Source organism: Pirellulales bacterium (genome assembly GCA_035939775.1).
Taxonomy (GTDB): Bacteria; Planctomycetota; Planctomycetia; order Pirellulales; family DATAWG01; genus DASZFO01.
The window spans coordinates 1-25974 of sequence record DASZFO010000257.1 but is presented as its reverse complement, the minus strand read 5'-3'; the positions used below and the strand labels follow the sequence as shown (position 1 = coordinate 25974).

The 25974-nt window shown below is 61.1% G+C and carries 21 protein-coding genes; 10 read left to right on the top strand and 11 right to left on the bottom strand.

Going from position 1 to position 25974, the window contains the following annotated elements; translation table 11 throughout:
• Positions 1 to 220: 220 nt before the first annotated feature.
• The 10 genes from VGY55_16085 to VGY55_16040 form a co-directional block, all read right to left on the bottom strand.
• Positions 221 to 1102: a YihY/virulence factor BrkB family protein gene (locus VGY55_16085; protein ID HEV2971496.1), complete on the bottom strand. Its 882-nt coding sequence runs from the start codon at positions 1100 to 1102 to the stop codon at positions 221 to 223.
• A gap of 5 nt (positions 1103 to 1107) precedes the next feature.
• Positions 1108 to 1581, bottom strand: a complete 474-nt coding sequence (gene moaC / locus VGY55_16080) for a cyclic pyranopterin monophosphate synthase MoaC (protein ID HEV2971495.1) — start codon at positions 1579 to 1581, stop codon at positions 1108 to 1110.
• A gap of 205 nt (positions 1582 to 1786) precedes the next feature.
• Positions 1787 to 2359 carry a helix-turn-helix domain-containing protein gene (locus tag VGY55_16075; protein ID HEV2971494.1) on the bottom strand — a complete coding sequence of 191 codons (573 nt, stop codon included), beginning with the start codon at positions 2357 to 2359 and terminating at the stop codon, positions 1787 to 1789.
• 881 nt (positions 2360 to 3240) lie between these two features.
• Positions 3241 to 6882, bottom strand: a complete 3642-nt coding sequence (gene smc, locus VGY55_16070; protein HEV2971493.1) for a chromosome segregation protein SMC — start codon at positions 6880 to 6882, stop codon at positions 3241 to 3243.
• Between the two features lie 181 nt (positions 6883 to 7063).
• The gene (locus VGY55_16065; GenBank protein HEV2971492.1) at positions 7064 to 8794 is read right to left on the bottom strand and encodes a flagellar basal body P-ring protein FlgI; all 1731 of its coding nucleotides are present in this window, start codon (positions 8792 to 8794) and stop codon (positions 7064 to 7066) included.
• Between the two features lie 149 nt (positions 8795 to 8943).
• Positions 8944 to 11409 carry a tetratricopeptide repeat protein gene (locus tag VGY55_16060; GenBank protein ID HEV2971491.1) on the bottom strand — a complete coding sequence of 822 codons (2466 nt, stop codon included), beginning with the start codon at positions 11407 to 11409 and terminating at the stop codon, positions 8944 to 8946.
• 121 nt (positions 11410 to 11530) lie between these two features.
• The gene (gene yidD, locus VGY55_16055; GenBank protein ID HEV2971490.1) at positions 11531 to 11779 is read right to left on the bottom strand and encodes a membrane protein insertion efficiency factor YidD; all 249 of its coding nucleotides are present in this window, start codon (positions 11777 to 11779) and stop codon (positions 11531 to 11533) included.
• Positions 11776 to 12138 (bottom strand): ribonuclease P protein component, encoded by a 363-nt coding sequence (gene rnpA / locus VGY55_16050; protein HEV2971489.1) that lies wholly within the window; start codon positions 12136 to 12138, stop codon positions 11776 to 11778. Before rnpA ends, yidD begins: the two co-directional genes overlap by 4 nt.
• Before the next feature lie 40 nt (positions 12139 to 12178).
• Positions 12179 to 12472, bottom strand: a complete 294-nt coding sequence (locus tag VGY55_16045) for a hypothetical protein (protein HEV2971488.1) — start codon at positions 12470 to 12472, stop codon at positions 12179 to 12181.
• Positions 12466 to 13428: a J domain-containing protein gene (locus VGY55_16040; protein HEV2971487.1), complete on the bottom strand. Its 963-nt coding sequence runs from the start codon at positions 13426 to 13428 to the stop codon at positions 12466 to 12468. Before VGY55_16040 ends, VGY55_16045 begins: the two co-directional genes overlap by 7 nt.
• Before the next feature lie 398 nt (positions 13429 to 13826).
• On the opposite strand from VGY55_16040, the gene tssB reads away from it, so the two are divergent.
• The 10 genes from tssB (at position 13827) to VGY55_15990 (ending at position 22895) form a co-directional block, all read left to right on the top strand.
• A complete protein-coding gene (gene tssB / locus VGY55_16035) occupies positions 13827 to 14336 on the top strand; it encodes a type VI secretion system contractile sheath small subunit (protein ID HEV2971486.1) in 510 nt (169 codons plus the stop codon).
• A 96-nt stretch (positions 14337 to 14432) separates the two neighbouring features.
• On the top strand, positions 14433 to 15908 hold the full coding sequence (gene tssC / locus VGY55_16030) for a type VI secretion system contractile sheath large subunit (GenBank protein HEV2971485.1): 1476 nt from the start codon (positions 14433 to 14435) through the stop codon (positions 15906 to 15908).
• A 108-nt stretch (positions 15909 to 16016) separates the two neighbouring features.
• Positions 16017 to 16547, top strand: a complete 531-nt coding sequence (locus VGY55_16025; GenBank protein HEV2971484.1) for a type VI secretion system tube protein Hcp — start codon at positions 16017 to 16019, stop codon at positions 16545 to 16547.
• A 7-nt stretch (positions 16548 to 16554) separates the two neighbouring features.
• Positions 16555 to 17223, top strand: coding sequence for a type VI secretion system tube protein Hcp (locus VGY55_16020; GenBank protein ID HEV2971483.1), 669 nt, complete (start codon positions 16555 to 16557; stop codon positions 17221 to 17223).
• Between the two features lie 97 nt (positions 17224 to 17320).
• The gene (locus VGY55_16015) at positions 17321 to 17965 is read left to right on the top strand and encodes a type VI secretion system tube protein Hcp (GenBank protein HEV2971482.1); all 645 of its coding nucleotides are present in this window, start codon (positions 17321 to 17323) and stop codon (positions 17963 to 17965) included.
• Between the two features lie 8 nt (positions 17966 to 17973).
• Complete coding sequence (locus VGY55_16010) at positions 17974 to 18804, top strand: type VI secretion system accessory protein TagJ (GenBank protein ID HEV2971481.1); 831 nt, start codon at positions 17974 to 17976, stop codon at positions 18802 to 18804.
• Positions 18805 to 19007: 203 nt separating this feature from the next.
• Complete coding sequence (gene tssE, locus VGY55_16005) at positions 19008 to 19493, top strand: type VI secretion system baseplate subunit TssE (GenBank protein ID HEV2971480.1); 486 nt, start codon at positions 19008 to 19010, stop codon at positions 19491 to 19493.
• A gap of 28 nt (positions 19494 to 19521) precedes the next feature.
• The gene (gene tssF, locus VGY55_16000; protein HEV2971479.1) at positions 19522 to 21381 is read left to right on the top strand and encodes a type VI secretion system baseplate subunit TssF; all 1860 of its coding nucleotides are present in this window, start codon (positions 19522 to 19524) and stop codon (positions 21379 to 21381) included.
• Positions 21345 to 22610, top strand: coding sequence for a type VI secretion system baseplate subunit TssG (tssG, locus tag VGY55_15995; protein ID HEV2971478.1), 1266 nt, complete (start codon positions 21345 to 21347; stop codon positions 22608 to 22610). The genes tssF and tssG overlap by 37 nt, the downstream gene beginning before the upstream one ends.
• Positions 22611 to 22640: 30 nt before the next feature.
• On the top strand, positions 22641 to 22895 hold the full coding sequence (locus VGY55_15990; protein HEV2971477.1) for a hypothetical protein: 255 nt from the start codon (positions 22641 to 22643) through the stop codon (positions 22893 to 22895).
• A gap of 662 nt (positions 22896 to 23557) precedes the next feature.
• On the opposite strand, the gene VGY55_15985 is transcribed toward VGY55_15990, so the two are convergent.
• Positions 23558 to 25732, bottom strand: coding sequence for an alpha-amylase/4-alpha-glucanotransferase domain-containing protein (locus tag VGY55_15985; protein HEV2971476.1), 2175 nt, complete (start codon positions 25730 to 25732; stop codon positions 23558 to 23560).
• Between the last annotated feature and the right edge of the window lie 242 nt (positions 25733 to 25974).

Below are 25974 nucleotides of genomic sequence, written 5' to 3'. Positions count from 1 at the left end.
GCCGGCGAGACCGGATGTGTCCGATGAGACGCGTGCCGACGAAGCCGAGCAGAATGACGAGACTGGAGGGTTCGGGCACGGAGACGTCCGAGCGCACCTGGACAGCGGCCGGTCCGAAACCGGGGAAGACCGCGGGCCCGATCAGCGGGGTGAGGTCTTGTAAGCCTCCCGTCTCCGGCACACGATTTGTCCAACTGCCAATATGCCGACACTTCCGGCTTCAGGATTCGGGGGAGCGGCGATCGGCGTCGCCGCCCACCTGCACGAACTCGGCACCGAAGAGCAGGACCATGCTCGCGTAATAGAACCACAACATCAGCACGATGAATGAGCCGATGACGCCGTAGGCTGTGTAGCTCTTGCCGACGATTACGAGCGCGAGCAATTGCCGGCCGATTTCCCAGGCCACCCCTGCCACCAGACCGCCGCCGATCGCTTGCAGCCAAGGAACATGCCTCTTTGGCAGCACGCGATAGAGCAGCGTGAACATCAGAGCGTTCAAGAAGGCACTCGCAGCGAGCTGCAATCCGTGGAAGAGCAGAGTGCCCATCGGCAATTGTTCCGCATAGCGGCTGATTCCAGCGACAACCATATTCGAGATAAACGCGGCGAGCACGACGACTCCGGCCCCGATGAGCATCAGGAAGGCCCGTAGCCGCGTGAAGAGCACAGTGCGCAGAATCCGCAAGAGGGTCCGCTTCGGGCCATCGCCATTGGCATTGATTTTCCAGATCCGGTCGAAGGCCGCTTCGAGCTGCATGAAGATGCCAATGGCGCCTAGCACGAGAGTCGCCAAGCCGACCGGGCCGCTCACCGCTGCGCTGGTTTGAACGCCGGAAAGAACCTTGGCGACCTCGTCGGCCAGTTTTGGAGAGGTCTGCTCGCCGATCAACTTGACCAGTTGTTGCTGGTGCAATTGGGCGCTTTGCGAAAACCTCAGCACGAAGCCCGCCCCGGCGATGATGACGAGCACCAGCGGAAAGAACGAGAATGCCGCGTAATAGGCGAGCGAGGCGGCCCAGGTGAGCCCGTCGTCTTGCTGCCATTTCATCATCGCACGGTAAAGCCGCGGCCAGAAACGCTTGGCGATCCATCGAATCATGCGTCTCACCCGCGCTGCCAGTGCCCGCTGCGGCCGCCGGATTTTTCCTCAAGTTGCACGGCGGCGATTGTGATCCCGCGATCGACGCCCTTGCACATGTCGTAGACCGTGAGCGCGGCGACGCTGACCGCCGTGAGCGCTTCCATCTCGACACCCGTGCGCGCCGTTACCCGGGCCTCGGCGCAAATAGCCAAGGTCGACACATCGGGAAACGTGAACTCGATGGTCACCGAGTCCAAAGGGAGCGGATGGCAGAGCGGAATGAGATCGGCCGTGCGCTTGGCCGCCATGATTCCGGCCAGGCGGGCAACCTCCAGCACGTCGCCCTTCGCCAGCCGGCGATTTTGGATCAAGCTGAGGGTCGCCGGGGCCATGCGAACCAAGCCGCTGGCGCAAGCCGTTCTCTGAGTGACCGGTTTGCCGCCGACATCGACCATTCGGCTCTGCCCGCGCTCGTCGAAGTGGCTCAGGTCGGACATGGCGATCAATCGCGCGGTAAGAACGAACTGACGGTGGATGCCTCCTAATTGTACCATCCGAGCCTTAGTTCCGCGCAATAAAAAACCGTCGCGGGGGTCCATCCGCGACGGGTTGATTTGGAGCGGCGACGAGGGTCTAGCTGGCGGGTCCGCAACACTGAACGGGCCCAGGGGGCGCCCCGCTGGTCAGTGCCACCCAGCCCGCTTAGACCAGTTCCTTGCGGGCGCCGATCAAGGTCCGCAGACGCTCGGCCAACAGGGCCACGTCGAACGGCTTTTTGAACGTTTCGTTGATACTCGAACGATCGAAGCTCGTCGAGCTGCCGTCGTCCGGCAGCAGGGCGATCAGGATCGTCTCGGCATACTCGGGATTGCGGCGCAGATTTTGGCAAATCTGCAACGCTTCGACGCGACCGATAGAGAAATCGACAATGATGCAGTCCGGATGGAAGCTCTCGGCTTGGATGCCGGCCTCAAAACCGCTGGCGGCAACTGCGATCTTGAACGAGCGTTCCACGGGGAGCTGCCGCTTGAGGTTCTCGATCAGGACCTGGTCCTGGCCGACGACCAGCACTTTGGCCATCGCTTCATCTTCGAGATCGCCTAACGGCATTCCGTGTTCTTTGAGGAACTTGATCAGATACTCGCGGGGAATCCGCCGGTCTTGCGAGCCGGGGATTCGATAGCCGCGGAGCCGACCGGAATCGAACCATTTGCTGACGGTGCGCGGGGCCACTTTACAGATCTTTGCGACCTGTCCGGTTGTGAAGACCTTCATCTCAGGCTCTCCATACTCTCGCTTGGTTTGGGAAGTCGGCTGGGCTGCCTGAACGTCATTACGTTCCGACGCCAGCTTCTTTGCCCCATGTCAATGGACTGACGCGGGGTCAGTTCCTTCTGAGCCGGCTGTGGGGTTACCGGCCATCCATCGACATCTGGATCGGGGCGTCTACGTATTTGCTTCTTTTTTTGGCGGTGGCTCAGTTCCCTCTGTCCAGTGCCTCAATAGTGACATCGGCAAGCCGTGGGCTTGGAGGTGGGCGAAAATCCGTAAAATGGAGAACTTGCCGTTCAACCATCCCGATACGGAGTCGCGCCGACATAGCCAAACACGCGGCCAATGGACGCTTCGGGAGAGAAGCAACGAGATGGAGCGACAGGCCGGTATCCGGCCGTCGATCCATTTAAGGCATAGCCTCTTGTTGCAGGTCCCCCCTGCGGATGGTTTGCGCTCGCGACTGTAACGGCCGGGCGGGGCCGGTCATACAATCGCCTGCAAGAGCAAGCCTTCCGATGATTAGTTTCGAGTCGCGTCGAGGGCTGACTTTAGAAAGTTTCGCCAATCGTAACGCTCGAACCGGTCAGAGAAGCCCTACCGCCCCTAGCACGACCACCGGTTACTACGGGTTGTACGGCGACCAACTGGTCTGCCGCCTTTGACTTGCACCCGACGATACGATTCCTCGCGGACTCGCGCAGTGGTCGCGATCCCGCCACCTTTTTCTTTATTTGTCATCTATATGGATCGTAGCGCCTGCATCGCCGGTGGCTAGGGGCGAGCGGCAAGTGACGAGTGTAGTCCTCACGCTCCGCCTGAGGAACTGACATCACGCGGAGCGTGATGACTACACTGGTCGCGTTACCAGTCGTCCGGATGGGCTAAGCCGCGCGCCGCTGGTCAGAATCGTCATTCGCAGCGGGGCGATCCGGCGCGGCGACGACGTCCTCGCGAATCTCGCCGTTTTCACGGACGTCCTCGAACCGCACCGAGACGCGCTTCGAGACGCCTGATTCCTGCATCGTGATGCCGTAGAGCGTATTGGCCGCGGTCATCGTCTTCTTCGAGTGCGTCACCACGATGAAACGTGTCCAGGCGAGGAATTCCGTCAGCACGCCAACGAACCGCTCGGTATTCGCTTCGTCGAGCGCCGCGTCGACTTCATCGAGCACGCAGAACGGGCTGGGCCGGCTGCGGAAGATCGCCAACAGCAGCGCCACGCAGGTAAGCGTCTTTTCGCCGCCACTTAAGAGCGAAATGTTCCGCGGCTCCTTGCCGGGCGGTCGGGCGACGATCTCGATCCCGGTGTCCAGGATGTCAGTCCCTTCTTCAAGCACGATATCGGCCTGGCCCCCCCCGAACAGCTTGCGGAACAACTCTTGAAAATGGCCTTTCACAGTCTCGAGCGTCTCGGCGAAGAGGCGGCGGCTGTCGGCGTTGATCTTGCCGACGATCTGCTGCAAAGACGATTTGGCCTTGGTCAGGTCTTGAAACTGCGTCGAAAGCGAGGCGAAGCGGGCTTCCAGCTCGTCGGCCTCGTGCAGCGAATCGAGATTCACGTTGCCGATATTGGCCAGTTTCCGGCGCAGATCGGCAATTTCCTCTTCGACGACCGCTCGCTCGCGCGATTCTTCCGCCGTCGGCTCACTCAGATTATTGAGTTCGATGCCGTAATCCTCGCGAAGGCGATCGACGAGGACGCCCCGCTCATGGTTCAATTCGCCGGCGATCAATTCTCTCTTGTGCAGTTTTTCGTCAAGTTTTCGAACTCGCGCGCGGTGCCGCTGGGCTTCATCCGCGGCGGTCGTCCGCTCCTGCCGCAAGGACTCGCGGCGATTGTTCAGGGCGACGGTCTCGCCGCTCATCGCTTCTTTGCGGAGATATAGCTCGGCCAATTGGCATTCCGCAGTGAGAATCCGCTCTTCCGATTCGCGAATACGGCCGACGCAATGCGCCAGTTGCTCCTGGCCGTCGGCTATGGCTCCATGCCGCTCGCGGCGATCCTGTTCGAACTGCCGCAATTGGGCGCGGAGATGCTCGAGTTGTTGCTCGCTGCGGGCCAATTCCACTTTGGCTGCCATCGTCTCTCGATTACGAATCTCGCGTCCCTCGTCGAGTTCGGCGATTCGCCGGACATTATCGCTGATCCGCGATTCCGCTTGAGCCAACGACGCCTGCCGTTCGTCAAGCCGGGCACGGGCCGCGGCGAGCGATGCCGAGATCGTTTCCCATTCGCGCTCGGCCGCGGCGCGAGACGTGACGAGAGCCGCGATCTGCTGTTCCAATTGCGTGTGCTGCTGTGCGGCGGCGCTGAGCTGCATCCGGCCCTCGGCGAACGCTTCAGCAGCCCGCTGGTGTTCGCTCGTCAGGTCGACGACGGCGACATCTTGCCGGGCCAATTGGTTTTCCAGGCTGGCGAGAACGCCTTCGACTTCTCGAATGCATTTGTCGAATTCAGCGATCTGCTGCGCGAGTGCCCGCAGTTCGCTTCGCCGCGAGATGAGGCCGCTGGCGGCTTGCAAGGGGCCGACCGTGAGTGTGCCGTCGGCCAGGAGCATTTCGCCCCCGAGCGATACAAATTGCGTTCCCGATTGTGCCAAGGGAGCGAGCCGCAAGGCCTGTGCCAGGCTGGCGACGATCCAAGTCCGATCGAGAAGCCGGCCGATCAGCGGCCGATATTCTGGCGCGACTTGGACAAAGCGTTCGGCCCGCCCGATCACACCTTCGCGTCCTTCGAATGCGGAATCCCCGGGTTCGTGTTGCCCCTTGCCGAGCATCAAGAAACCAACGCGGCCCTGAAAGCTTCGCGTCTCGGCGGCCAGGAACGCCAGCAAGGGCTCGGCCGGTGAGACCACGAGATGCTGGGCCTTTTCGCCAAGCGCGAGTTCAATGAACCGCGCGAATTGAACATCGACATTGAGCAGATCGGCCAACATTCCGCGAACCCGTGCAAACGGCCCCGTCGCGTCGGTCTTGGCCAGCGCCAGCACTTCCCTAACTCCGGCGCCGACGCCTTCGAGGCGATTTTCCAGCTCGGTAAGCACTCGGGACCGCTCGGCGGCCGCGGCGCGGCGCTCGCGCCATTTCGCCAATTCCTTCTGCCGCTGCGTCTGGCGGCGGCGGCCTTCGATGAGCTGGTTTTGCGCCGCCGTTAGTGCCGCGGCTCGTGAGCCAAATTGGTCCGCCAATTGACGCTGGCGCGCCTCGAGATCGGCCAATTCGGTCTGGAGGAGACGCCGTCGATTCTCGAGTCCGGCCTGTTGGGCTCGGCAGGTCTCACGCGCCGATTCCGCGCGAGCCAGTTGCGATTCGAGCGAGCCGATCTCCGTCGTCAGCGTCGCGGCCGCTCGGGTCTCGGCGAGAAAGGAGACGCGGCGCTGCTCGTTCTCATTGCGGACTTGGTCGAGTTGGGCGGTGAGCGCGGTGAGCGCTCGTTCGTGGTCGGCCAGTCGACTACTAGCCTGCCGCTGCCGCTCTTGGGCGTCCGCGGCGGCTTCCACGGCGGCCTGCATCTGACCTTCCACGTCGCCGACGCGGACGTTGAGCGAGGCCAAATGCTGTCGATGCCGCGCGGACTGCTCGTCCAGATCACGGGTATACGACCGCTCATGCTCGATGGTCGATTCGAGCGCGGCCAACCGCTCGCGATTCTCGGTAATTCGCGCCTCGCTCGTGCGGATCAGCCGATCGAGTTCGGCCATCTCCGTTTCCAGCTCGAGCGCCCGGGCTTCAATCGTTTCGGCCTGTGAGTTCGCGGATTGCGCCTCGTCGCGAAGCGAGGCGATTTCGGCCTCCGCAGCGGTAAGTCTCTCGGTCAACTGTCGCCAGTCGGCCCAACCGACTTGGATCCGCAGCTCTTGAAGGCGATCGGCAAGCTCCTTGTACCGCCGCGCTTTGCTGGCTTGTTGGCGAACTGTGCGCAACCGGCCTTCCACTTCGTCGACGATGTCAGACAACCGGAGCAAATTCTGCTCGACACGGTCCAACCGTCGCAGGGCTTCGATTTTCTTCGCCTTGAAACGGCTGATGCCGGCCGCCTCCTCGAAGATCACGCGCCGATCGCGCGGCGAGGCTTGCAGCAGCACGTCGACCTTTCCCTGCTCGATGACGCTATAGGCCTCGGTCGCCGCGCCGGTGCCCGCGAACAGATCGCGAATGTCGCGAAGCCGGCTCGGCTGGCGATTGATGAGATACTCCCCTTCGCCGCTGCGATAAACTCGCCGCGAAATATGGACTTCAGGGGCATCGATCGGCAGCCGGCCGTCCGAATTGTCGAAGACGAGCGTCGTCTCGGCGGTATTCAGCGGCTTGCGCGTGGCGGAGCCGTTGAAGATGACGTCGGCCATCTCCTTGCCGCGCAGGCTCTTGACGCTTTGTTCGCCGAGCACCCACTTGATGGCGTCGACGACGTTTGATTTCCCCGAGCCGTTGGGACCGACTACGACCGTGATCCCCTGGGGAAACTCAAACCGAGTTTTGTCGGCGAAGCTCTTGAATCCGACAAGTTCCAGGGCCTTCAGCATGGGCGAGACGGCGGGCCGGAGGTCAGAGATCGGAAGTCGGAAGTCGGAGGTCGGAGGTCAGATTGTTGGAGTCCAGCCTTCAGGCCGCCAACAGCAGGCTAAAGCCTGAACTCCAACAATGGGCCGGGAGCCGCAGGGCATTCGTTAGCCGGTTCGCTTGCGAATCGAAGTCGGCGGCCCCCTATTTCGGAGCGGAATTCGAGAACAGGTTCGGGAGTGGCGTGGTCACTTGATAGTTCGGATCGTCGCTGCCGGCGGTCGCCGCCTCGCCGCGTTCCCGATCGAAATGGCGATCGGGGTTGGGCAGCGCGTCGACTTCCAGTCGACAGGACAGGGCGCGGTTGGCCTTCGCTTGTTGGAGGAATTGCACCACGTCGGGATAGTCGCCTCCCAGTTCGACAATCGCCCGGATCACGTCGTCCACTTGGTTCGAGACGACCCGTTTTTGGTCGGCCTCGCCGACGGCGAATCGACTCACGGTGACCTGATCGGCATCGCGGCCGTTGATCACGATCGACTTGCCCGCCTCGAGCGACACGGGCAGCGCCAGCACCTGCCCCGGCCCGAACATCACGACCTCTGCCCGGAAGCTGCGAGTGACGTGGATCATCGGCGGCCCGGCCGTGTTGAGCACGCAGTAGTTGAACTTGCCGCCGAGGTTCTCTCCCCTCACCAGCGGATCGCGCTCGTTCATGCCCCACAGCGCGCGGAAGGCCCCATAGCGAGTTTCGGCGCTCGGCACGTCGAGCAAGGCCCTGAGTTCGTCGCTCGATTCAACGTCGTTGAGCGAGCTGAGGGCAGTGAGCGCATACGCCCGAAAGGCTGGGATGTTGCGGGCCGCGTCGGCCAACGGCTTGGCCGACGAGGCGTCGTCGAGATACGCCAGCGCTTCGGCCGAGTAAAACCGCACCTCGGGGTCGCTCGATTTCATGCCGATTTTGAGCACCGGCATGCCATCTTTGCCGAGCGCTTCCAGCCGCAGCGCGGCGGTTTCGCATGTGACGGCGTCGAGCAATTGCTTCTCGAGCAACTTCAGCCGGCCGATTTGTTCCGTAGGAGTTTCGTGAATCGCGACCGATCGGACCACGCGAATGTAGCGCGGCAAGTTGTGCTTGTACCGCGGGTGCATTTGCAGCTCGATGAACGTGTCGGTCTTCGGCGTGGCGACGCCCTGTTGAGTTCCATGTGCGAATGTATGAAAGCGCCGATTGAGCGCATCGCCGATCTGCTTGCTCAGAAAGACCGACTTGTCCGCATCCTTGATCGATAGCCCGAGATTGCGGTCCCTGAGCACTCGCGCACCGCCGAGCACGAGGGCCCGAAGTTGCGAGGCCTTGTCGTCGGCCGAACCGGGCGGATCGACCAACAGCGGTCCCTCGCCGATCGCCAGCACGTGACCATCGTGAACCTGATTGTCCATCAACAAGGCCTTTTCCTTGAGCCGCGCCTCCATCAGCCAGCCACCCCAGAGACTCGTCGTTTCGCTTTGAGGGGGCACGCGCACGGTGATGTCGAGCGGGTCTCCCTTCTGGGCGCCTGGCGGCAAGAACACCTTGACCCAAACCAGAGACGTACTCGGTGAGGCCAGCACGGTATTTGGGTTCACAACGCCGCGGGCCTTCATGTCGGCCAGGAGTTCGGCCCGTTTCGGATCCGGCGGCGGATCGCTGCCGGTGTTCTTCAGGCCGACAATCAACGCCGGACCTTCCGCGCTCACGTAATTCATCCCGAACGGCACGGCAACCGCCTCAATCAAGCGGACTTGCTTTTCGATCGACGCCATTTCCGCGTCTTCCGGGCTCTGCGATCGGACCGCAGGAGCCACGCAGCCCGCCAGAAATAACAAGCTCCCGCAGACGAGGAATTCGCGGCGGCCGAGGTGAGATAATAAGTCCGCGTCAAAAGGCTTCATGCCTCTGCGCTCCGTTGAAACTGCCTGCGCACCGCTCCGCTTGAGGCGCATCCATGCGCCGACTGGAATGGTGCCGGACGAATTGATCGCGAATGCGTGGAAAGACGGGCAATCGAACCGCGGGAGGATAGTAAGTTGGCCGCCGAGGGTCAAGGCGACTTCGATTTTCCCGCGGAAGTGGGCAGCCCAGGAAGCAATTTGCTGGAACGGAGAACGCTAGCATCCCGCCGCTGGAGAGCGAGGTCGAGATTTTTGCGGGCTTCGTCGTAATCCGGTCGCAATTCAATGGCCTTGCGCAAATGGGTAATCGCGTCGTCGAAGTTGCCGCGATTGCTCAAGAGCGCTCCTAGGTTGTTATGAGCCTCGGGGTATCGCGGGTAGATCTCGATCGCCTTGCGGAAATGCTCGATGGCCGCGTCGTCCTTGCCCGATCTCTCCAAAGTGACGGCCAGATTGTTGTGAGCTTCGGCAAGATCGGGCTTGATTTCCAAGGCCCTCTGGAAATGCGCGATCGCCTCATCCGTTTTGCCTCGATTCGCTAGCAGGAAGCCCAAATTGTGGTGCGCCTCAGCGAAATCCGGGTTGATTTCCAGTGCCTTTTTCAATTCGACGGTTGCCTCGTCAGCTTTGCCTTGGTGCGCGAAAACATCGGCAAGGGTCAGATGGGCGGGGGCAAGATCGGGCTTGATTTCCAATGCCCGCCGGGCTTCGGCGAGAGCGGCAGCGTCGTGACCTTGAGCGGCCAGCGCGCGAGCCCAATTGTTTCGTGTGTCCGCGGCGTCGGGCTGCGCTCGCAAAATGAGCTGGTATTGAGCAATGGCGTCGTCCAACTTTCCTTGATGAAAGAAAAAGTCGGCGAGTCTGATATGAGTGTCGAGGTTGTCGGAGTCAATGGCCAGGGCCTGTTTGAATTGAACCAGAGCCTCGTCCGGCCGGTCTGCCGCCGCGAGAAACCCGGCCAGATTGTTATGGGCTTGCGGATTCCGGGGCTGAGACTTCAAAACCTGGCGAGCATGTTCGATTCCCCGATCGAGACGGTCTTGTGCCGAAAGAATGTGGAGGAGGCTCAAGAAAGACTCGCTGAGTTCCGGCTTGATCTCGAGCGCTTGCTCATATTGAGCAAGCGCCTGTTCGGTGTTTCCCTGGTCCTTAAATGCGTCGCCAAGTCCATTGTGGGCGCGCGCGTTTTGCGGGCGTTTGTCGACTGTGTCCTGCCAGATCGCCACGTCCGAGCGAAAGTCGTCGTTGCGCTTTATAGTCGCTGAGCAGAGTGCGATCAAAATCGCTGTTAGCGCCGCCAGAGGCGCCGCCCAGCGTCGCACCACGAATTGCGCGCCGGTTGCCGTTGGCCGCGATAGGCGTCGGTCCAAGAACACATATCCGACCGACACGGCGAGGACAACCACCGGCGCCAGTGCCAAATACATGCGATGATCGAAGGCCGCATCCAAGATGGGAACAAAGCTGGAAGTCGGCGCCAGGATCAAAAAGAATGCCGCCGGCAAGAACCCGAGCACCGGACGTTTCACGACCGCCCAGAAAGTGAAGCCCAACATTCCTACGATCAACGCCGCTGCCGGCACGATCTCCCCGAAAGTTTGCGCTCGTGGCCAGCCGTAATCCAATGCGAGTCCAGACGGCCAAACCGCCATCCGCAGATAATGCAGCAAAACACCGGGCTGAGTCAGCAAATACGACCACCAAGTGAACTCCGACACGGCAAAACCGACTGAGCCGGCATGAAGCCGCGTTGAAACTAATCCCCAGACGGTCACGCCCCAGCTCGCTACCAGCGCTAAGTACAGGCCCCAGCGTTGAGCAAGCGAGTTGCGGAACGATCCGCTCAAGAATGCTCGATCGTAGAGCAGCAATACGGCCGGAGCGGTCACGACCACTTCCTTGGTCGCCGCGCCGAGCACCGCTGCCGCCACGGCGCCAATGTACCTAGCCTTGCTGCGCTTTGAACTACTCTCGCTCGCGTTCGCCCCACGGATCACGCAGTAGATAATGAGCAGATAGAACAGGCTGACGAGCGTTTCAGCACGCTGAATGACGTACGTGACCGCTGAAGTTTGCAGAGGATGGACCGTCCAAAGCAACGTTGCGATGAGCGCCAGCGGAGTTGCCGCGGGGCCAAAGCGATCTCGGAGGCGAGGCAGAGACAGCGTGCGACGAATCACGCCGAACAATGTCAACGCCGCCAAGAAATGAATGGCGACATTCATCGCATGATAGCCCCAGACGTTGGCGCCGCAAGCGTAGTTGACAGCCAGGCTCAGGGCCACGACCGGGCGACCGCCGTACGAAATGGCACGCTCCGAAAAGAGCACATCCCAAATCGGCCAAAGATGCCGAATCGAGGGATTCTCGACGATCCAATAGCTGTCGTCAAAAACAAATGGGCCGCGAAGGCTGTTGTGATACGCCGCTACTGTCGCCCCCGCGATCAGGACAACGCAAACCAGCGTTGACAACCGGCTCGATGAAGCCGCGGCTTGAGGCAGCCGAGCGTCCGCACTGGCAATGAAGGCCGCGCCGCCGACATCGCCGCCACTCCGCCGCGAAGCTGGTGCCGCTCTGAGCTCGGTCGAATTGCCTCTCTTGCGACGTGACATTGCTTAAGCGTAGCACCGTCGCGGCGAGGGGAAAACCGATCTGCAATATGTCGCCACAGCGACCGCCGGATGTTCCACTCCCACTCCAAAATCCAAAATCGGAAATCCAAAATCGGCTCCCTCACGGTGGATCATACCCGCCGCGATGGAACGGATGGCAGCGGAGAATCCGAGCCAGGCCCTTGAGCGTGCCGCGAATCGCCCCGTATTTTTGCACCGCGCCGATGAAGTAGTTGCTGCACGTCGGCTGGAAGCGGCATTGCCGTCCCACAAGCGGGCTGAGCGTCCATTGATAAACCCGGACCATTGCGATCAGCAGCCATCCCGGCGCGGCCTTCAGGCACGACCGACTTTTCGCGAGCCACGTCATCGCACGTCCTTCGCCAATCGCGCGGCGGCCTGCTTCGCCAGCCGCACCAATGCCTCGCTCAGCCATTCGAAATCCGGTTTGGCTCTCCCGCGCGGTATCGCCACGAAATCCACCCCAACCGAGAATTCCGTCCGCCGCAGGCGAAATGCTTCGCGCAACAGCCGCTTCCAGCGATTCCGCGCGACCGCGCCGCCGACGCGCGACGAGACCGACAATCCGATCCGACAATACGGCAACCCATTCTCGCAGCAACAAACGGTCATTCTACCGTCGGACGCCGACCGTCGCCGCGCATACACCCGCTCAAAATCCCCCGGCCGCCGCAACCGAAACTGAGGCAAGAAGCGCTGGCTGGTCATGCGGCTGGACAGGTATGAAAAGTCGAAAGCAAGCGACGCGTCACACGTCCCTCGGCGGCTTCTTTTCCTCCAGCGGCTGTTTGCGGTCCCAATCGCTTTGGAGTGGTGGGCGGTGGGGTGGGTTGCGGCTATTCTGGCGGCGGACGAAGCGGCCGCCTAGCCAGATGAACGCGACTAGCGCCAGTCCGACGAGCACCAATCCGAACAGCGCCGCCAACACCGCCGCCCGCTGCGTCGGATCGAGCCGTTCGAGCAGCGGCACGCCCTCATTCTCGGCGAACAACCAGGGCAGCCGGCCAACATCCGTCGCGATTGCCACGAGTTCACTCACCATCGCAGATCGGCTCTTGGGGATTGCTTTTGTTCGGCATCAAGTCGCTTGATCGCTTCCAGGCCCGCCTCGTCGATTCGCTCCGGGAGCACGATCAATACCTCCGCGAACAAATCACCGGGTGGGCCATCGGCTGTTTTGACGCCGTGCCCTTTAACGCGCAGTTTTTTTCCGCTCGAGGTGCGCGGCGGGATGCGGAGCGAGATGGTTCCGCCCGGCGTCGGCACATCGACTTTCGCTCCCAGCGCCGCTTCGGCGAGCGTCACCGGCAATCGCACTTCGAGGTCTGTTCCGCGTCGATGGAAGAACGGGTGCGGGGCAACGTGGATCGTCAGCAATAAATCTCCAGCCGGTGAGCCTCCGATCGAGTCCCCTTGCCCGCGGAGTCGAATCTTTTTTCCCTCATCGACACCCGGCGGGATCTTCACGCTGATCGTTTCGGTCTGTCCGGAGGGGCGTTGCAACGTCAGATCCACCTTGCCCCCTGTGACCGCCGTTTGAAACGGGATTTCGATCTGGCTTTCGACATCGGCGCCCGCCGGCGCGCGGCCTTTTTTCGCGCGGCGGCCGCCACCGGCGCGGCGAAACTGGCCAAACATATCGCCAAACGCGGCGCTCGGATCGCCGGCATACCGCTCGCCAAAGAACTCGCTGAAATCGATGTCTGGGGCGCCGGCGGCCGGGCCGGCTTGCCAGGCGCCGCGCCCCTGTGGTCGCGGACCGCCCCCGTGAGCAAACGATTCGAACGAACTGCCGTAGCGGTCGTACAACTCGCGCTTGCTCGGATCATTGAGCACCTCGAAGGCGGCCTGTAGTTTTTGGAACTTCTCCTTGGCCGTCTTGTCGTTCGGGTTTAGATCCGGATGGTATTTGCGTGCCAGGTCGCGATACGCCTTTTGAATATCCGCCTGCGAGGCGTCGCGCTTGATTCCCAGCGTCTTGTAAAAGTCGTCGGCCACGGGGATCAGGTAAGTGCAAAGTACGAAGGACGAAGTACGAAGGCCAAACGACGAAGGACAAAGCGTCTTGCAGCAGCGGTTCCGACAAAGGCATTCTAGGGCTGGCGGCCGCACGACAGCAAGCGAGGGGCTCATTCCGAAAAAATGGTTTCGCCAAGCTTTCGCGAAGAGCCTTTGCGAACCGCTTGACAAGTTCGGGCGATTGCTCGAAACTACCGTGTGCTAATCAGTTGCAATGCGGTTTACCGGTTGCCGGGCCAAGGCCGAATTCTGCGTAGCCGGTGCTACACTTGTAAAACGATTGGCGGGCGGATACCGAATCGGCGGCCTCAGGCTTGAATCCGGTTTGGCCGAGTTCGCTGACGACCGATACTACCCTGTTGTTCCGGAGAAGCGTCATGTCGAAAGAGAGCACGCAACATAAATTGGACCGCGTCCGCCGGCCGCGCGTTCAGATCACTTACGACGTCGAGACCAACGGCGCGATGGTCAAGACCGAATTGCCGTTCGTGGTTGGCGCGCTGGCGGATCTTTCCGGCCAGCCCAAAGAGAAACTGCCGCCGCTCAAGCAGCGGAAAGTGGTCAGCATCGACCGCGACAATTTCAATAGCGTGCTGGAAAAGGCCGCCCCGCGCGTTGCGATCAAAGTGGACAACAAGATCACTGGCGACGGCAAGCTGGGCGTCGAGCTGAACTTCAAGCATATCGACGATTTCGAGCCCGCCCGCGTGGCCGAGCAAGTCGGCCCGCTCCGCGAGCTGCTCGAAATGCGCAAGCGGCTCACTCAATTGATGAGCAAGATGGAAGGAAACGATAAGCTCGAAGAACTCCTCGGTCAGGTGTTGAACAACACCGACGCCGCGAAGAAGCTCGCCGAACAACTGGGCGTCGAAGCTCCCAAGGAATGATCCCTTCGGTCCGCTCCGCCGTTTGCGGCGCGCCGGGCCGAATTCTCGTGGCTCGCAACGAAATCAACTTCACGACTTTACTCAGGTGTTAATCGCATGAGCAGTGCCGAACAAACCGCCAGTGCCGCCGGGCAAGAAGCCGAAACGCTCGACCTACTCGATCAGGTCATCACGGCCACCCGGCCGCAGACGGACCAAGAGGCGGCTCGGGCCAAGGACTATTTCCGGCAGTTTCTCAATCAGGTGGTCAAGCCCGGAGAGGTCATCTCGAAGGATGTCGAAACCAACGTCAAGCACTGGATCGCCCAGATCGACGGAGTGTTGACGCATCAGTTGAACGAAATCCTGCACAATCCCGATTTCCAAAAGCTGGAATCGAGTTGGCGCGGATTGCACTATCTAGTGCATCAATCGGAGACGGGCGAGAACCTCAAGATCCGGGTGCTCAACGTGAGCAAGCGCGATCTCTTCAAAGACCTCGAAAAGGCCGCGGAATTCGATCAGAGCGCCCTATTCAAGAAGATCTACGAAGAGGAATACGGCCAGCTCGGCGGCCAGCCCTATGGGATGTTGGTCGGCGACTATGACTTTGGCCGCGGACCGGAAGACATCAGCTTGCTGAAGATGATCTCGAACGTGGCCGCTGCCTCGCACGCCCCGTTCATCGCGGCCACCAGCCCGAAGATGTTCAATTTCGACAGTTACACGGAACTAGCCAACCCGCGCGATCTGGCCAAGATCTTCGACAGCGTGGAATACGCCTCTTGGAAGTCGTTCCGGGAATCGGAGGATTCGCGGTTCGTCGGCCTGACGCTTCCCAAGACGCTTGGCCGCTTGCCGTACGGAGCGGAATTCAAGCGCGTAGAGGAATTCAACTTCGAGGAATTCGTCGACGGCAAGGACCACGACAAGTATCTCTGGATGAGCGCCGCCTGGACGTATGCCGCGCGAATCACCGACTCGTTCTCCAAATGGGGTTGGTTCGCCCGCACCCGCGGCGTCGAAGGGGGTGGCCGAGTCGAAGGGCTTCCCGTGCATACCTTCCCGACCGACGATGGCGACGTCGCGATGAAATGCCCGACCGAAATCGCGATCACCGACCGCCGCGAGTTCGAGCTGTCGAATCTCGGCTTCCTACCTTTGATCCACGCCAAGGGGACCGACTATGCCGTGTTCATGGGCGCGCAATCGTGCCAGAAGCCTAAGACTTATTTCGATCCGGCCGCGAATGCGAATGCCGAGCTGTCGGCGAAATTCAACTTGATCCTTTGCACCTCGCGGTTCGCCCACTACCTAAAGGTCATGGCGCGCGATAAGATTGGCTCGTTCATGGAGGTCAAGGATTGCGCCCAGTGGCTCAACGATTGGATTCAGAATTTCGTCTGCGATCCAAACGGGGCCAGCGACGAAACGAAAGCGAAATTCCCACTGGCCGACGCGAAGGTCGAAGTTCGCGAAGTCGAAGGCCGGCCGGGCTGGTACGAAGCGGTGGCCTATTTGCGCCCGCACTACCAGTTGGAAGCATTGACGACTTCGATGCGTTTGGTGGCGGAAGTTCCCAAGAAGGGCTAGACGCGGTCGTTCAAGGCTGGCAGCCTTGTTCACGCAGTCTTAGTTCACGGCGGACAGGCTCACTCACGGTTGGTTCATTGATTTTCAAGGAGTCCAAGGAGTTCGATCATGGCATTCGACGCATTTGTCAAGTTCTATCCCGCGGCGGGCGCTTCGGAGCCGATTCAGGGAGAGAGCACGGATAGCATGTTCAAGGGTTGGTTCGAGATCAAGGAGTTTTCCTTCGGCATCGAAAACACCCTGAACATCACCTCCGCTTCCAGCGGCGCCGGCGCGGGTAAGGCCGATTTCAAGGAGTTTACGATCAAGAAGCAGACCGATTGTGCGTCGCCGATCCTGGCTTCCACCTGCGGCAAGGGCGGGCACTACGAAAAGGTCGAACTTCGCCTGCGGAAGTCGGGCGCCAAAGGGGGCACGACGTCAGGTGACGTTTACCTCTCGTACGACTTCAAGCTCGTGGCGATCAAGAGCGTCGAATGGTCCGGCTCCTCGGGCGACGACGTGCCGGAAGAGACGGTGGTCTTCGAATACGGCGCGCTCAAGATCGGCTATAAGCCGCAGGGCAAGGACGGCGTGCTCGGCAAGCTCGTCGAACGGGCCTGGAACAAGGTGACCAACAGCACGAGCTTCGACGGCTAGCTGATATATGCCTTCCGAATGGTGCGACGGTTTTCTGAAGCTCGTCAAAGACGGTGAGCCGATCGAAGGGGAATCGACCGACGACAAGTTTCCCGGCTTGATCGAGATCGTGTCGTTCCAGTTCGGCAGTTCGCAGGGATTCCCGGACAAGGAAGGGTTGTACGCTGCGCAAGACGCGAATCTCAGGCACGGCGTTGCCCGGGGTCGTTTCAACGACGATGGGGCGGCGGGAATCGCCTCCCTCTTCGGCGATGAGCCCTCCGCTCCGCAGGAATTCGACGAAGGCGAGCTGAAGGATTTGGAGGGGACCGATCTGGCGGAGGTCGATGCCTGCAAGATCACGATTACGAAGGAACTCGATCTTTCGTCGCCCGACCTGTTTCGCGCCTATTGCAGCACGCAAGATTTGAACAATCGCGATGTGTTCGAATCGGCGACCCTCTACGTAAAAAAGGCGACGGGAGGCAACCGCAAGGTTTTCCTTACGTTTGTCTTCAGCGACGTGGTCGTGACCGGGTACACGCTCGACATCGGCGGCGATGCGATCCCCAAGGAAACGATCAATCTTGTGTTCGCCAAGTGCCGCGTGGAATACAAGCCCCAGCAAGAGCCCGGCGGCCTGGAGCCGGCAGCAATCAAAGGGGGATGGGATATGATTGAGCGCGGCGCATGGTAGGGTGTACTTCTTGTCTTCCGCCGTGAGGAAGCAGTCTCACGGCGGAGCGTGAGGAGCGCGCCACGGCGGCTGGTGGCACGCTTGTACGGAACGACGAATGGCTAAACAATCACTCGACGCATTCTTGGAGTTGACCCCGAGCCGCAAGATGACGGCCGAGATTGCCGGCGAAGCGCTCGACTCCAAGCAAAACGAGAGCGCCCGAGCAAAGGCCCTGCTCGAGATCATGTCGTTCCGCTTCGGCGATGCGAAATCACTGGCCAAGGCCAAGGCAGCCGACAAGAAGGCCGCCAAACAGGAAGGGGACGACGACGACGATGACGCCGCGCTCCCCGTCGTCGGCACCGCGAAGCGCACCGGCAATATCGAGGAGGACTACCGCTTCCAGATCACCAAGCAGATCGAAAAGGCGACTCCCATTTTGGCTCAGGCCTATTTCAGCAATTCGTTCAAGCCGAAGCGGCACGAATACAACAGTTTCGACGAGGCGAAGATCACCATCCGCAAGCTCGGCGCACACGCCAAGCACCCCAAGGCCTATTTCACGGTCACATTCCGCGGAGTGTACATCGTCGGTTACGATTTGCAGACGCAAGGTCCGGACCCGCCGGAGGAAACCATCGATTTCTGCTTTCAAACTTGCGAGATGTCGTACAAATCGCAAAGCGCCGAGGGCACCCTCGGGACGGCCAACGTCAAGGGCTGGAACTTCGTTGCGCAAAGGGAAATGTCGCGCAGATAGGAAATACGATGGATGGCCACGAGCTGTTTCAAGCCGGCAAGTTGCAAGAAGCGATCGACTTCCAGATTGCCCAGGTGAAGGCTAATCCGGCCGACCAGGGAAAGCGGCTATTCTTGTTCGAGTTGTTCGCCTTCGCCGGCGAACTCGATCGAGCCCGGAAGCAGATCGACGCGCTGAACTACGACGAACTCGAGCTGCAAGCGGCGGTTTCGGAGTATCGACGCCTGCTGGAATCCGAGGAGGCCCGCCGCCGCGTGTTTCACGAAGGGGCGCAGCCGAAGTTTCTGACCGATTCGCATGCCGAGCATGTTCGACTGCGGCTGGAGGCGCTCGGCCACCTGCGTGAAAACCGTCGCGCCGAGGCCGCCGAGTCCTTGGCCCAAGCGGCCGAGGCCGCGCCGCTGGTGAAAGGCCAACTCAACGATCGGCCCTTCGACGGACTGCGCGATTGCGATGATCTGTTCGGCGGCGTGATCGAGGTTTTTGCTCAGGGAAGTTATTTCTGGGTGCCGCTGGAAGACATTGAGTTGATCGCGATCAATCCGCCCCGATTTCCCCGCGATCTGCTCTGGGCGGGGGCGCGGCTGGAAACGCACGTCGGCGAAGCGGGACAGATTTTTCTCCCGGCCCTCTATCCCGATTCGCACACCCACGCCGACGAGCAGGTCAAGCTCGGCCGGATGACCGATTGGCTCGGGGACGACGACGGTCCCGTTTTCGGTCGTGGCTTGCGGATGTTTCTGGCCGGCGAAGACGCTTCGACCCTGCTCGAATGGCGCCAATTGCAAATCGACGCACCGCCGAGCGATGGCGGCGAAACCGAGCCGCCGCAATCGTAGCGAAGTTGAGTTTGATCGTGGCCGACGCTGCCAGCGTCGGCGCGTTTCCGGGGCGCTTCCGGTATCAGGGATGTAGTTAGACCGCGCGGAGCATCGTTTCCGATGCTCCGCTGCAATTCGCCATAAATCCCTGTCGAGCCATCGGCGAATCTGTGATATAACTCACGTTCGTTTCGCCGTTTACGTTTGCGAAGGCCGTCGCAATGGCTCGCGTGGATCTCAATCAAGCTCTTACTCCGTCGATTCTGGATCGGCTGATCGATCCGGATTCCGCGGGTACAGCGGCTCGGGCCGGCTACGGAATCGAGCAGGTGATCCTGGCCGTGCGCCGCGATTTGGAAGATCTGCTCAATACGCATCGATCGATCATCCATTTGCCCGAGGAGTATCCGGAGATCCTGCAGTCGCCGGTGGGCTATGGCATTCCCGATTTCGGTTCCTTGTCGACATCGACACCGCAGCAGCGCAATTCGATCGGTCAAATGGTCGAGGAAATCATCAGCCGCTTCGAGCCGCGGTTGCGCGAGGTGACGGTGCACGTGAAGGACGACAGCCGCGGCGCTCATCATCTCAGCGTGCGATTTCAGATTGAGGCCCGGCTGCGGATCGAGCCCTATCCCGACATCTCGTTCGAGACGGTGATGGAACTCACAACCGGTTGCACGCAAATCCGCACGATGAAAGTTTGAAATCTGAGTATTGAGAATTGAGATTGCGATGAGCGAATCGCTCTTTCCCTATTACGAACGCGAGCTGGTCTTCATTCGGCAGTTTGCCGAGGAGTTCGCCGAGCGCTATCCGGCGGCGGCGGGGCGGCTGCTCCTCGAGCCGAACCGCAGCGGCGACCCGCACGTCGAGCGGCTCATCGAATCGTTCGCGCTCTTGGCCGGGCGAATTCACCACAAACTGGACGACGAATTCCCCGAGCTGACCGAAGCGCTCCTGAGCGTGCTCTATCCGCATTATCTCGCGCCCGTGCCGTCGATGGCGATCGTCCAGTTCGACTTGGACGCCAGCCGCGGGCCGCTTCCCGACGGCTTCCCGATCGCGCGCGGCAGCCGCTTGCAAACGGCCAAGATCGGCAATCTCGCCTGCCGCTTCCGCACGGGCTATCCCGTGACCTTGTGGCCGATCGAATTGACGAGCGCGGCGCTGCAATCGCCGCCGTTCCCGCGGGAATATGAGCCGCCGCGGCGGACGGCCGCGGCGCTGCGGTTGCAGTTCGAGTGCCAATCGGGTTTGAGATTCTCGCAGCTTTCGCTCGAAGACTTGCGACTCTATCTTTTCGGCGAAGGGCACGTCGTCGGATTGTTGTACGAGCTGATCTTCAACCACACGACGCAAGTGGTCTTCCGCTCGCTCGATCCCGAATCCAAGGTGCAGCCGATCGTGCTCGCGCCGCAAGAGTGCCTCGCGCAAGTCGGCTTCACCTCCGACGAAGGGCTGCTCCCCTATCCGTCGCGGAGCTTCATGGGCTATCGGCTGCTGAGCGAATTCTTCGCGATGCGCGAGAAATTCCTGTTCGTCGATATCGGCGGCTGGCAGCGCGCGAAGCACGCCGGATTCGGGCAAAAGCTCGAGGTCGTCCTGTACTTGAACCACACGATCCCGCGCGTGCAGGAATGGGTCGATCAATCGACATTTCGCCTTGGCTGCACGCCGGTGGTCAACCTTTTCGAACAGGTCGCCGAGCCGATCGTCCTCGACCAGAGCCGCTACGAATATCGGATCGTTCCCGACGTGGCCCAGCCGCGCGGGATGGAGATCTACTCGATCGACGAGGTGACGAGCACCGACCCCGAAACCTCGGTCACAACGACCTATCGGCCGTTTTACTCGTTTCATCACAATCGCGATGGCGACGAGGGGCAGACTTTTTGGCATGCCTCGCGCCGCAATTCGACGCTCGAAGGGGACCGCGGCACCGAGCTGTTTCTCAATCTCGTTGATCTCGATTTCCACGCGCGTCTGCCGGCGGACGACACGATGGTCGTGCGCACCATCTGCACCAACCGCGACCTACCGAACCAGCTCCAGCACGCCGGAGAGCGGCTTTATTTCGAGTTGGAGGGGGCTGCGCCGCTGTCCGGCATTCGCTGTCTCAAGACGCCGACGGCGCCGCTGCGGGCGCCGCCGCGCCGCGGCCGCTATTGGGCCTTGGTCTCGCATCTTACGCTCAACTATCTCTCGCTCGACGATCCGACCGAGGGGCGCGACGCCCTGCGCGAAATCCTCCGGCTCTATGATTTCAGCGATCCGCAAGCCGGCCAGCAGCAATTGGCCGACGTCACGCGGCAGTTGATCGAAGGGATCGCCCGACTCGGCACGCGACGGATCATCGGCCGCACCGGAAGTCATTCGGGAAGCGGCTTCTGCCGCGGCCTCGAAGTGTCGATCGAGTTCGACGAGGAAAAATACATCGGCACCGGCGCGTTTCTGTTCGCCTGCATTTTGGAGCGGTTCCTCGGCCTGTATGCCGGGATCAATTCGTTCACTCAACTCGTGGCGAAGACGACGCAAACCGGAGGGATCATCAAGAAATGGCCACTGCGAGCGGGCGACCAACAATTGCTGTAGCGTCTGCCACGGCGGACGTCGATCTCGCGGAGATGACCGTCGAGCAACGGCTCTTCGCGCAGGGACCGACGTTCAATTTCTTTCAGGCCGTGCGGCTGCTCGAAAAGCTCAATCCGGACCGGCATCCGGTCGGCTTCGACGGCCCTGCCGGGCGCGAAGTCGCGCGGTTCGCGGCCCATCTGTCGCACAATTTCCCGCCGAGCCAAATCTACGAGCTTCGGCCAGACCGAACGGGCCGCCTGCCGCCGGCGATGAGCGTGGCATTCTTCGGCCTCACCGGGCCGAGCGGCGTGCTGCCGCGGCACTACACCGATCTCTTGATGCGGATTCAGCGCGATGCAAAGCATTCCGAGAAGCACGCCTTGCGCGATTGGCTAGACATCTTCACGCACCGCATGCTCTCGCATTTCTTCCGCGCGTGGGAGAAATATCGCTTTTATCTTCCGTACGAGCGAGGGCAACACGCCGAGCATCCGCCAGACCCGTTCACGCATTGCCTGCTGAGCCTTTCGGGGCTGGGTATGGCGAGCCTGCGGAATCGTATCCGCGTTTCCGGCTGGGGACCGTCCCCTTTTGCGGAGCGGGCACAATCACCAGATGGTCGGCAGCAAAAGGTGACTGTCCCCCTTGCCCCGCCGATCGACTCAAAGGACCAAGTCGTCGCCCGCGTGGAAGACACGGCGATCCTGCACTACGCCGGTCTCTTCGCCCGTCGGCCGCGGACCGCCGCCGGGCTGGCCGCGATCCTGGCCGATTACTTCCAGGCGACGGTGGAAGTGCGGCAATTCCACGGCCAATGGCTGCAACTGGAGCCGTCGGATCAATCCCAATTGGGTTTGGAGACCGGGCATTGCGCCCTCGGGATCGACATGGTGATCGGCGAGCGGATTTGGGACGTCGAGGGGCGAATCCGCATCCGCCTCGGCCCGCTCGACTATGACCAGTTCGCCGAGTTCTTGCCCTATCGCGCGGCGGTGAAAAAATCGAAAGCCTTCTTCCTGCTTTCGCATCTGACGCGGCTCTTCATCGGCCCGACGCTCGACTTCGACGTGCAACTCTTGCTCGAAGCGAACGCCGTCCCCGACTGCATCCTAGCCGACGACTCCGGCCCCGGCAGCCGCCTAGGCTGGAACACCTGGCTCCGCGCCCGCAATCGCGACGGTTGCGTTGAAGATGCGGTGTTCGACGGGCAAGAAGTCTTCCGGCTGGATGCGGCGGGAAGGAACTGACGGCTTTCAACAACTCCGCGCCGTGCATCAATGAAGCATGCAGGCACAGCAACGCTGGATCAGCTTGAGCCGCTGCTCGCGAAGCTACGTGAGTTGGACGGTCTCACGGAAAGAAAGCGCGGCGTATTCTATCTAAAGTCGTCCGCGTTCATCCATTTCCACGAAGACCCGACCGGATTGTACGCCCACTTCAAGGACGGCTCGAATTGGCGTCGCTTGCCGGTGAATACGCGCGGCGAACGAAGCGCACTCATCGCGACGCTCAGCGCCAATCTCGGCGCCTGACCACATGGCCTCGCGACGCGGCGGAAGTCGCCTTCGACCGCTGTCACACGCCTCCGCGCAAGCCAGTTGTCCGGGTGGCAGATATTGCCAATTCTTGTCATGCGGGCCAGGATGGAAGCCGAGAAGTCATGTGCAAAATGGACACAATGAACATTGCCATTCCGGAAGGGCTCAAGGAGTTTGTCCAAGTCCGCGTCCACTCGGGAGGATATAGCAGCGCGAGCGAGTATGTGCGGGAACTGATTCGCTTGGATCAACGCCAATCGGCACGGGATGCGTTGGAGTCGGAACTGCTGCGAGGATTGGCCAGCCGGCCGCCCGAGAAAATGACCGCTCGGGATTGGGCCGAAATTCGCAGTGCAGTTCCAAAGCGCGGTTCACTTCGCAAGAGGCGGTGACCCGCCGTGCGCCGTCATGTGTTTTGCCGCCCACGGGCGCGAGCCGACCCGCTGGAGATCGCGGCGCGCGTCGCTAGCGATGGCGCGGCGGCATCCTCCCGATTTCTTGCCGCGGCCGAAAGAACCTTTCGCCTTGCTCCAGCGAACGGCGGCTGGAAGCCGCCGCTACGAAAAACACTCAACTCTAAAATCAATCTGTGACAAAGCACTAGGTTCTCGCCCCTCACCCCGGCCCTCTCCCAGAGGGAGAGGGAGATAAGTCGCTCAGCCGTGAACGGCGATTGCGGGTTTTTCCATCCGGCTTTCGGCCAGCCGGGTGTCGATGCCGAGGAGAATCTTGACGCTCCAGCGGCCGTCGGCGTCGCCGCGGACGTGCCAGTGGGGCGTGACGCAGACCGATTGATGCACTAGCTCGAAGCCTCCTTCGGACTGGCTCACCGTTTCGATCGGATAGGTCCAGAGACTCGTGGGCTGTGAGAACGCCAGGCCGACGTCGATCCCGAGCCATTCGTCCGTAAGCCCCAAATCCTCGATGTCGGTCAAGTCGAGCCGCGTTTCCATGCGGCCGAGGCGGCGGCCGTTGCGGTTGGCGCCCAAATGGAAGAACCGGTCTTCGGCCCCGGCCGGCAAACCGGCGAAATTGAATTCGACGCCAAAGTGCATCGACCGATCGCGCGGCAAGCCCTCGATGAGATAAGCGACCTCCAACATTTCGGAGCTGGCGCCCAGCGTCACTCCCTTGGTGATCTTGAGCGGCACTCCCCAAGCATTCCCTTGCCGGATCAATTGCACTTGAATTCGATTCGGATTGCGGCGGAGCTTAGCCTCGAAGGGGAGCGCGAGAAAATCGCCACGCTCCAGGGCTTCGCCACGAGCCAAGGCGTCCAGCGAAACGTCGTCGTCGTACCAATGATCGAGTAGGCTCTTGCGCAAATAAGAGTCGTATTGAACTCTGTGTTCCAGCCCGTCTTGCTTGAACTTCGCCGGCGCGCTGGAATCGATCACGCTCCCGCCGGCGCCGTTCGGCCCGGCCAGCACGCGGCGATGATAGGCCTCGGGGCGGCGGCTGAGCGTGGCTAGCAGGTTGTGGCAGATCGACCGCACGTCGAGTTCGTAAATCTGGCCGCCGCGGCCAGGAGCGATCAGTGCGATCAGCTTGTCGTTGGCCAATTGCACCTCCGGGCGGCCGTCGAGATTCAGATCGTCGGAGGTTGCCTCGACCCAAGGAGTCGGCCGGCCAACAGCGCGGTCGAGCAAACCGTCGGCAGCGATGAGGTGATTGTAGATGGCGTTTCGCAGATGTGGCAAATAGGTGCCGCCGAATGCTCCGTGCCAATACGCGCAATTGCACTGCCCGCGGTATAGCTCGGTGCGGGCCGATCGGAGCATGTCGCTGTCCATGCCCGCCTCGACGAGATTCTGCAATCGCCGACTGACCATCATCATCCGCGAATACATCTCGTTCGTCTCGGGATAACGGACCTTGAAATTCCGCCAGAAGCCGCCGCGGACGAACCGCGCGATCCGCGGCCAGCGCGGGTCCGGCTCCAGTTCGCGGCGGGCCTGCTCGTACTCGGCAAGTTGGTCCGGGGGCAGCACCCACTCGGTCATCTCGCGGTAGCTTCCCTCGGGCAAATAGACTTTGCCAATCGGCGCGATCGAGTCGATCACTTCCGCGGGAGTGACCATCTTGATCCAACTCTCATTGGCCGCGAGCATGTCGAACAATTGCCGCAGCCAGCCGCGATCGAACACATTCAGCTTCGTTTCCGGCCAGACGCCGAATTTCTCCCCGTCGTCGGCGAACACCGCCACCGCGTTCGGATGCTGTTGCTCGACGTGGGCCAGATAGTCGATCGTTTCCTGTTGCCCGGCGAAGGGGATGACATACCGCAACCGCTCGCTGCCGGGAAAAACGCGGAGCAAGCGGCCGTCGTCCTCGGTAAGGTAATAACCATGGAGCTGATCGGCATTCAAGCCGGCGCTCTTGAAATGCGAATCGTCGAGGATCGTGTATTCGATTCCGGCGGCGACGAGATCGCTAGTAAAACCCTGCTCCCAGACCCGTTCCGGGATCCACATGCCGCGAACGTCGGCGCCCAGGCGATTTTGTAGCCATTCGGTGTATGAGCGAATCTGGCCGACGCGATCGCGCGACGGGATCATCGAGAGAATCGGCTCGTAAAACGCCCCGCCGATGATTTCGATCCGTCCCGTGGCGACATGACCAGCCAGCCGATCGACGTATTCGGGGTGATGCCCATCGAGCCACTCGATGAGCGGGCCGCTCGTGTGCAGCGCGATCCGCATCGTCGGATACTGCTCGAATAGATCGAGGAACAGCCGGTAGCTATCTTGATAGGCCTGCTCGAAGACGCCGTCGAAATTGCCGATCGGCTGATGGTCGTGCAGCGCGAAGATGAAACGAATCGGTTGCATCATGCAAATTGATTTGGAGATTTGGAGACTTGTAGATTTGGAGATTGGGGATTCAGCCGGCGCTGCTCCGAATGCTCATCATCAATCGAGGCGCCAGCCAGTTCCAATAGCGCCCGTGTCGCTTCTTGCTCTTGACGCTGGTCTCGGATCTGCCGACTCTGTTGCAACTTTTCAACAAACCGCCGGCCGCGCGAACAGCCGATGACCAAGACCGTCACCCAAAACCACGCAAAGAGGACGGC

Excerpts from the sequence above, each read along its gene's own strand:
- VGY55_16085 (HEV2971496.1), bottom strand. The coding sequence starts at position 1,102 with ATGATTCGATGGATCGCCAAGCGTTTCTGGCCGCGGCTTTACCGTGCG.
- moaC (HEV2971495.1), bottom strand. The coding sequence starts at position 1,581 with ATGTCCGACCTGAGCCACTTCGACGAGCGCGGGCAGAGCCGAATGGTC.
- VGY55_16075 (HEV2971494.1), bottom strand. The coding sequence starts at position 2,359 with ATGAAGGTCTTCACAACCGGACAGGTCGCAAAGATCTGTAAAGTGGCC.
- smc (HEV2971493.1), bottom strand. The coding sequence starts at position 6,882 with ATGCTGAAGGCCCTGGAACTTGTCGGATTCAAGAGCTTCGCCGACAAA.
- VGY55_16065 (HEV2971492.1), bottom strand. The coding sequence starts at position 8,794 with ATGAAGCCTTTTGACGCGGACTTATTATCTCACCTCGGCCGCCGCGAA.
- VGY55_16060 (HEV2971491.1), bottom strand. The coding sequence starts at position 11,409 with ATGTCACGTCGCAAGAGAGGCAATTCGACCGAGCTCAGAGCGGCACCA.
- yidD (HEV2971490.1), bottom strand. The coding sequence starts at position 11,779 with ATGACGTGGCTCGCGAAAAGTCGGTCGTGCCTGAAGGCCGCGCCGGGA.
- rnpA (HEV2971489.1), bottom strand. The coding sequence starts at position 12,138 with ATGACCAGCCAGCGCTTCTTGCCTCAGTTTCGGTTGCGGCGGCCGGGG.
- VGY55_16045 (HEV2971488.1), bottom strand. The coding sequence starts at position 12,472 with ATGGTGAGTGAACTCGTGGCAATCGCGACGGATGTTGGCCGGCTGCCC.
- tssB (HEV2971486.1), top strand. The coding sequence starts at position 13,827 with ATGTCGAAAGAGAGCACGCAACATAAATTGGACCGCGTCCGCCGGCCG.
- tssC (HEV2971485.1), top strand. The coding sequence starts at position 14,433 with ATGAGCAGTGCCGAACAAACCGCCAGTGCCGCCGGGCAAGAAGCCGAA.
- VGY55_16025 (HEV2971484.1), top strand. The coding sequence starts at position 16,017 with ATGGCATTCGACGCATTTGTCAAGTTCTATCCCGCGGCGGGCGCTTCG.
- VGY55_16020 (HEV2971483.1), top strand. The coding sequence starts at position 16,555 with ATGCCTTCCGAATGGTGCGACGGTTTTCTGAAGCTCGTCAAAGACGGT.
- VGY55_16015 (HEV2971482.1), top strand. The coding sequence starts at position 17,321 with ATGGCTAAACAATCACTCGACGCATTCTTGGAGTTGACCCCGAGCCGC.
- VGY55_16010 (HEV2971481.1), top strand. The coding sequence starts at position 17,974 with ATGGATGGCCACGAGCTGTTTCAAGCCGGCAAGTTGCAAGAAGCGATC.
- tssE (HEV2971480.1), top strand. The coding sequence starts at position 19,008 with ATGGCTCGCGTGGATCTCAATCAAGCTCTTACTCCGTCGATTCTGGAT.
- tssF (HEV2971479.1), top strand. The coding sequence starts at position 19,522 with ATGAGCGAATCGCTCTTTCCCTATTACGAACGCGAGCTGGTCTTCATT.
- tssG (HEV2971478.1), top strand. The coding sequence starts at position 21,345 with ATGGCCACTGCGAGCGGGCGACCAACAATTGCTGTAGCGTCTGCCACG.
- VGY55_15990 (HEV2971477.1), top strand. The coding sequence starts at position 22,641 with ATGAAGCATGCAGGCACAGCAACGCTGGATCAGCTTGAGCCGCTGCTC.
- VGY55_15985 (HEV2971476.1), bottom strand. The coding sequence starts at position 25,732 with ATGCAACCGATTCGTTTCATCTTCGCGCTGCACGACCATCAGCCGATC.